The organism is Hoeflea sp. (genome assembly GCF_984452065.1).
Window position 1 is genome coordinate 1 of the sequence record NZ_CFHWAF010000193.1, and the last position, 6,757, is coordinate 6,757.

Sequence of the window (6,757 nt, forward strand, 5' to 3'; positions counted from 1 at the left end):
ATCAAAGCCAGGCTTTGGGACAGAGATATCTCGAACCGCGGGCCAAGGAAAAAAGCGATGATGAAGATCACGACCGAATAGCCATAGCTGGTCATAAGATAGCCGATGCCTGCAAAGACCAGCATGACGGCGACGCCAAAGAGCCCTCCGGTCGCCATTGAAACGCCGACGATGCACAAGAGCAGGGCCGAGGGGAAAATGATGGATTCCGGTGCCGAGACAACCTTGACCCAGAACCGCAGACCGGCCTGCCCGACCCACAGGTTCAGGACGTTGGCCATAATCATCGCGCCGAACAGACCGTAGATCAGACGTCCTTGATCCTGGAACAAGAGCGGCCCGGGCTGGATGCCGTGGATCATGAAGGCACTGATGATCAGCGCCGCCCCGACGCTGCCCGGAATACCGAGCGTCAACAAGGGGATCAGGTTCGATCCAACCACGGCCGAATTGGCAGATTCTGCGGCCGCAATGCCCTGAAGGTTGCCCTTGCCAAACGTCTCGGGCTCTTTCGAGGTGCTTTTCGCCGTCGCATAGGACATGAATGCAGCGGCGGTCGAGCCGATGCCCGGCAACGCGCCCAGAATGGTGCCAATCACTGCGCCGCGCAGCATGGTAAAGCGGCAGGTCCAGTATTCGGCCCATGTGACGCGCCGGTCATTCGGATCGCCCGTATCCTTGACTTCGATTGCACCTTTCATCTCGCCCTGTATCTGCGACAACCGCCGCAGGATTTCCGATATGGCCAGCATACCGATCGCGACCGAGGCCAGTGGAAGGCCATCGAACAGGTCCCACATGCCAAATAGCAGGCGTGGGGTATAGTTTTCGGGATCGCTGCCGATCATCGCGCAGAGCAACCCCAGTGCCGCCGCGATTATCCCCTTGATCAGGGAATTTCCGATCAGGCCGGACAGAACGGCGAATGCAAAAATCATCAGGGCAAAGACCTCGACCGGTCCCATGCGCAGCGCAAGGACGGCCAGAGGCGCGGAGACGGTGATCAGAACGATGTCGCTGAACGTGTCGCCCGTTACCGACGAAAACAGCGCCATTTTGGTGGCTTTGAGCGGTTTGCCGTCGCGCGCCAGCGGATAGCCGTCCATCGCGGTGGCGGCCGCGTCCGGGGTGCCGGGCGTGTTCATCAGAACCGCAGGGACGGCACCTCCAACCAGCCCGCCCTTGTTGACGCCAACCAGAAAGGCAATTGCGGGCAACGGGTCCAGGCCAAAGGTAAAAGGAATGGCAATCGCCATGGCCATAACCGGCCCGATCCCGGGAACGGCCCCCACGAACTGCCCGACAACGACGCCGAACAGCACGAAGGCAAGGTTCCACAGGGTAAAGGCATCGCCAAATCCCGCAAGTATTGTCCCCAGATCAACCATCTTTCGCCCCCTTACGGCAAAGCCCGTTCCAGAATTTTCGCGACAAGCAGCCAGATGCCCGCAGGCAACACGACGACCCCCAGAAACAGCCAGAACGGACGGCGTTCCCCGATCAGCACCATGATCGCCAGCGCCAGAACAGGCGCTGCGTAGACAAAGCCGACATAGGACATCACAAAGAGGCCAACCGCGAGCAATGCAAAATACAGCCCGGCGAACAGAAACTCGCGCCGCGGCTGAACCCGGTGTTTTGTCGGCTTCAGCATCAGCAAAGCGCCACAAATCGTTAGAATGATGGATACTGCGTTCGGAATGGTCGACGGCAGAACCCACCCGCCATCGACCGTTTCGACATAGGTTGGAATGATCACGAAGTAGAGCAGCAACCCGAAGAGCAGAAAAAACCCGCCCGTTGCGCAATCCGCTGAATGTATCATGACTATTCCCTCCCAAAGCAAACCCGCCGGACGAAACCGGCGGGCATGTTTTTCTTATTCGCCAAACAGGACTTTGGCGTTCTCGATACCGTCAACCATCATCTGCTTGGTGCCGTCGGGGCCCAGATTCAGTGTCTCGGATGTGGCGGCATTGCGGACGACCTCGGCAACCTCTTGCGAGGCAATCGCGTTCTCAAGCGCTGCGGTCAGTGCGGACACTGCTTCGGGATCGGTGCCAGCCGTTGTCGCAAAGTAGAAGAACGGGTCGACGTAAGCGTTAAATCCGGATTCGCGGACCGTCGGTGTATCGGGCGCATATGTATGACGGGCATCATTAGCGCTGGCGATCATCTTGAAATCGCCGGATTCAAGATATTTCAGATGTGTCCCCGCAGAGAAACCTGCCAGAACCTGACCACCCAGCAGCAGTTTCTGAGTTTCAGCCTCGCCTTTGGTCGACACGAAACGGAAGCCGGCGTTCGATTCGCGATCAACCACCTCCATTAACAGTTTCTGCGGCGGCGCGCCAAAGCCGATGGCAAGACCATCATTGGCCTTCGAGTATTCGATCATTTCTTCAAGCGTATTAAACGGCGCATCCGTACGGGCGATCAGTGCCAGCTGGGCACGGGACACAGTGCCCAGATAGTCAAAGCTGTCGATATCGAACGGCAATTCGTCCGCGCGTTTCACAAGGTTGATGAGGATCGGCATGTTTACACCCATGCCGATGACATTGCCCCGGGGCGGCATTTTCGAGATGCCGGTGAACATGGCAACGCCGCCACCGCCAGTTTTGTTTTCGGCGATGATGTTCCAGCCGGTCTGCTCTTTCATCACTTTGGCGATCACGCGACCCATCGTGTCGGTCGAGCCACCAGCGCCAAAGCCGATTTGCAGCTTCAGCGTGCCTTGTGGCTTCCAGTCCTCGGCCTGAGCCGCACCTGCCAGCGCCATTACGACACCGGCGACGATGGCTGTGAGTTTGGATTTCAATTTCATGTTGCTACCTCCTTGGGGTGTTTTGCAAAAACTGTCGGTGATGGGTTCGAGCGGTGGTTTTGCGTCTCGGCAACGGCCTCGGCAGCTGCGCGTTGGGTTCGACTGCACATATCCAGAAACTGAAGCTGTTCGTGATGGGACAATGCGGCGTCGATTGCCGTTGTCAGCCGGACAACGTCGGGAAACAACTCTTGGTGTTTTGCACGCCCTCGCTCTGTCAAAAAGAAGAGCCGGGCGCGGCGATCTGTCGGGGAGGGCAGCGTGCCAATCAGCCCCTTATCCGCCAAGCCTTTCAGGCAACGACTGACCTGTGCCTGTTCCATGCGTGTAAAGTCGACCAGTTGCCGCTGCGTCGCAGAGTCAACCAGCGACAGCCCCATAAGAATACGCCATGAGACAAGGCCGATATTTTTATCTCGGGACACAAGGGATGCCGCGAGCGATTTCAGCGTCCGGGACAGCCGATATCCCGCGACGGCCAAAAGGCTTAGCCCTTCCGGCACATTCCCGAGTTCGACACCCTTCAGACGACCATTTGCGCCCATAGACGATTCCTCCCAATTTGTTTTGTTAATCAAATCTTGTTTTATATGCAAGACATATTTATGACTTGTCATAGACAGGGCGTGCTCGTTACGGCTGCGGCGAGCCGAAATTCGCTATCCGACGCGGCAAAGCAGGAGGAAACGAGATGACATTCAGAAACGTTTTGGTCGCCTATAATGGCGGAGACGGGTCCAAAATGGCGGCAGAGTTCGCGATCAGGCTGGCCAATCAGCACAATGCGCATCTGACAGGGATTCTGGCCCATGGTGCCTCGCAGTTCACGCAGAAGATACCTGCGTGGTTGACGCGTTCACTGAAGACTTCTCTGACCGACATCATGGACGAGAGAATCGGCACGATCACCCAGTCTTTTCGCGATCAAACTCAGGGCCGTATCGAGGACGACCGGCTGCATTGGCTGGATGTACGCGACGAGCCGGATCAGGCGGTTGCGTGTTTCGCGCGGTTGTATGACCTGACCATTGTCGGACAGTACGAAAACCTGCTGGGCGCGGATGAACTTGTCCTGCATCCGGACCGGATTGCCTATGCCAGCGGTCGGCCCACCCTGCTGATCCCCCGGAACATGACCACGGATAGCGCGAACACCGAAACCGCCGTGGTCGCGTGGGACGGAGGCCGCCGGGCGGAGCGCGCATTCTTTGATGCAATACCGATCCTGACTAGGCGCAAACGCGTTATCCTCGCCACCGTTGATCAAGGGCGCGACCGGGAAAAGGTGATGAGCCCGTCGGACCTTGTGCGCGTTCTTGGCCGTCGCGATCTGGTGCTGGAGCATCGAAACCTGAAACCCCAAGGTTCGACTGCGGCAACTTTGCTGAACCTTTGCAAGGAAGAAAACGCCTCGCCCCTGATCATGGGCGCATACGAACATTCCCGCTGGTCCGAGGATCTGATGGGCGGCGTCACGCAGGAGATGACGCAAACCTTGAACGTACCGATCCTGATGTCGCATTGAAACGGAACACAATGCCCAAAAAGATACTCTTCATCATGTGCGACCAACTCAGATACGATTATCTGGGTTGCTCGGGCCATCCCAGCATTCGCACCCCGAATATTGATGCTCTGGCCGCGCGTGGCGTACGGTTCGACCGGACATATGTGCAATCGACGATTTGTGGCCCCAGCCGGATGAGCTTTTACACAGGTCGGTATGTCCGCTCGCACGGGTCATACTGGAACGAACACCCATTGCGCGTCGGCGAGATGACGCTTGGCGACCATCTGCGGCCGCTGGACGTTCGGACGGTGCTGTGTGGCAAGACCCACATGACCGCAGATATCGAAGGGATGGCCCGCCTTGGCATTGACGCCTCGACCGGCATCGGGGCGCTGGTGGCCGAATGCGGGTTTGAAATCTGGGATCGCAATGATGGTGTCGTTCCGGATGGGGCGAAAAAGCAGCCAACGCATTACAACAAGCACCTCAGCGCGCTTGGTTATGGCGGCCCCAACCCCTGGCACCAATGGGCCAATTCCGGCCGGGGCGATGATGGCGAGATACTGTCCGGCTGGCTTCTGAAACATGCCTCAGAACCCGCCGCCGTGGCCGAAGAAGAGTCGGAAACGCCCTACACGACGACCCGCGCCATCCAGTTCATGGAGCAGGCGAAAGACCAGAACTGGTGCCTGCATCTGAGCTTCATCAAACCCCATTGGCCCTATATCGTTCCGGCGCCCTATCACGACATGTATGGCCCGGATGACGTTCTGCCGGTGAACCGCAGCGAGACCGAACGCACCGACCCACACCCCCTGCTGGCCGGGTATTTCGGCCACCGCTACAGCCACGCCTTCAGCCGTGATGATGTTCGCGAAACCGTAATCCCGGCCTATATGGGCCTGATCACCCAGATCGACGATCAGATCGGGCGGCTGATGCGTTATCTGGAAGACAGCGACCAGATGCAGGATACGCTGATCGTGTTCACTTCGGATCATGGCGATTATCTGGGCGACCACTGGCTGGGCGAGAAAGAGCTTTTCCACGACGCCTCGTCGCGCATTCCGCTCATCGTAGTGGAACCGTCGCCCGACGCGGACGCTACGCGCGGAACCGTCAACGGATCACTGACCGAAGCGATCGACCTTGCGCCAACCTTTGTCGAATATTTTGGCGGCAAAGTGCCGGATCATATCCTTGAGGGGCAATCCCTGTTGCCGGGTTTGCGCGGTCGCGACCAGGAAGATCGCGCATTCGTCATATCCGAGTATGACTATTCAGCCCGGCCGCATCTGCGCCATCTCAATGACGATCCCAAGATTTGCGCGTTGACGATGATCTTTGACGGTCGCTGGAAAATGATCTGGGTCGAAGACTACAGGCCCATGCTCTATGATCTGGAAACCGACCCGCAGGAACTGGCCGATCTGGGCGACAACCCGGAACACGCGGACCAGATATTCCGGCTGCGCGAGTCGATGTTCGCATGGTCCCGCAAACAGCATAACCGGGTGGCGATCTCTGACGAGAAGATCAAAACCGCCCTGTGTCGCGACGATGCGGATTACGGCGTCTATCTCGGGTTCTGGGACGAGGACGAGCTTGCGGTCTGGAAGGCCGAGCAAGACAAGTCCTAGGGTCAGGCTATCAAGCGGGATGCTAGATAAATTTCAGAACCTTGGACAACAGCTGAACCCGGTACGACCATGGTTCGGCACGGTCAGCAAAGGGACAGTACGCGACGACGCGATGGCCGGTCTGACCAATGCCGCGATCGTTTTGCCGCAAGGGGTCGCCTTTGCCATCATCGCCGGTTTGCCGCCTGAATACGGCCTGTTTACGGCGATGGTGGTCACGGTCGTTGCCGGGTTCTGGGGATCGTCCATGGTGGTAGAGCAGCAGATAGCAGTAGCAGCGATAGTATCCGTGGAAGAAGCGACCTTCCTGATGACCGTGCAGCGGATCATCCGTGGCATCCGGATCGAGAACGATCTCAACGGGCGGTTCGTCATGGGCTTCCAGGAACAGATCCACAAACAGCCTTTCAATGGCACCGCCGTCATGACCGATCCTGTGATAGCGCGTCGGCGCGCCGAGCGGCGCATGCTCCAGCCGGTTCAGGGTCGACTTGCCGGCAAGGGCAGCGCAGTCCGAGCGCTTCGGCGTCAGACGTTCCGACAACAGGCTCAACACCGGATCATGACGCAGCGTGTCGTGATCATCCACGTCCTCATATCCCAGAGCGATCGCCGTCACCCGTTGTGCCACCAATGTGCGAACACTGTGAACCCTGCAATCGGGGTTGCGCTGATCGACAAAGCAAGCCGCGATCCTGTCGAATAGTCCGATGGCTTTGTCGGTCTCGCGCAGCAACAACGCCCCGGTGTCACAGGTGATTGCGCCACCGTCGAAAGCGG

At 58.3% G+C, this 6,757-nt stretch carries 6 protein-coding genes and 2 pseudogenes; 3 read left to right on the forward strand and 5 right to left on the reverse strand.

All coding sequences use genetic code 11. The annotated features are described in order from the left end of the window. From AC5E6N_RS22555 to AC5E6N_RS22570, 4 genes are all read right to left on the reverse strand, one after another. Window positions 1–1,388, reverse strand: a 1,388-nt coding sequence (locus AC5E6N_RS22555) for a tripartite tricarboxylate transporter permease (RefSeq protein ID WP_491749917.1), incomplete at its 3' end; no start/stop codon positions are given. An 11-nt stretch (window positions 1,389–1,399) separates the two neighbouring features. Then, window positions 1,400–1,825, reverse strand: a complete 426-nt coding sequence (locus AC5E6N_RS22560; RefSeq protein WP_491749918.1) for a tripartite tricarboxylate transporter TctB family protein — start codon at window positions 1,823–1,825, stop codon at window positions 1,400–1,402. A 54-nt stretch (window positions 1,826–1,879) separates the two neighbouring features. Beyond that, window positions 1,880–2,782, reverse strand: coding sequence for a tripartite tricarboxylate transporter substrate binding protein (locus AC5E6N_RS22565; RefSeq protein ID WP_491749919.1), 903 nt, complete (start codon window positions 2,780–2,782; stop codon window positions 1,880–1,882). 41 nt (window positions 2,783–2,823) lie between these two features. Next, the gene (locus AC5E6N_RS22570; protein WP_491749920.1) at window positions 2,824–3,444 is read right to left on the reverse strand and encodes a MarR family winged helix-turn-helix transcriptional regulator; all 621 of its coding nucleotides are present in this window, start codon (window positions 3,442–3,444) and stop codon (window positions 2,824–2,826) included. 74 nt (window positions 3,445–3,518) lie between these two features. Between AC5E6N_RS22570 and AC5E6N_RS22575 the strand changes: the two genes are divergently transcribed. From AC5E6N_RS22575 to AC5E6N_RS22585, 3 genes and pseudogenes are all read left to right on the forward strand, one after another. After that, window positions 3,519–4,352, forward strand: a complete 834-nt coding sequence (locus AC5E6N_RS22575) for a universal stress protein (RefSeq protein WP_491749921.1) — start codon at window positions 3,519–3,521, stop codon at window positions 4,350–4,352. Between the two features lie 11 nt (window positions 4,353–4,363). After that, window positions 4,364–5,977, forward strand: coding sequence for a sulfatase-like hydrolase/transferase (locus AC5E6N_RS22580; RefSeq protein WP_491749922.1), 1,614 nt, complete (start codon window positions 4,364–4,366; stop codon window positions 5,975–5,977). Between the two features lie 112 nt (window positions 5,978–6,089). After that, a pseudogene (locus AC5E6N_RS22585) lies at window positions 6,090–6,236 on the forward strand (SulP family inorganic anion transporter); the annotation flags it as partial. Here AC5E6N_RS22585 and AC5E6N_RS22590 read toward each other — a convergent pair. Then, window positions 6,231–6,757: pseudogene (locus AC5E6N_RS22590) on the reverse strand (transposase); the annotation flags it as partial. The pseudogenes AC5E6N_RS22585 and AC5E6N_RS22590 overlap by 6 nt on opposite strands.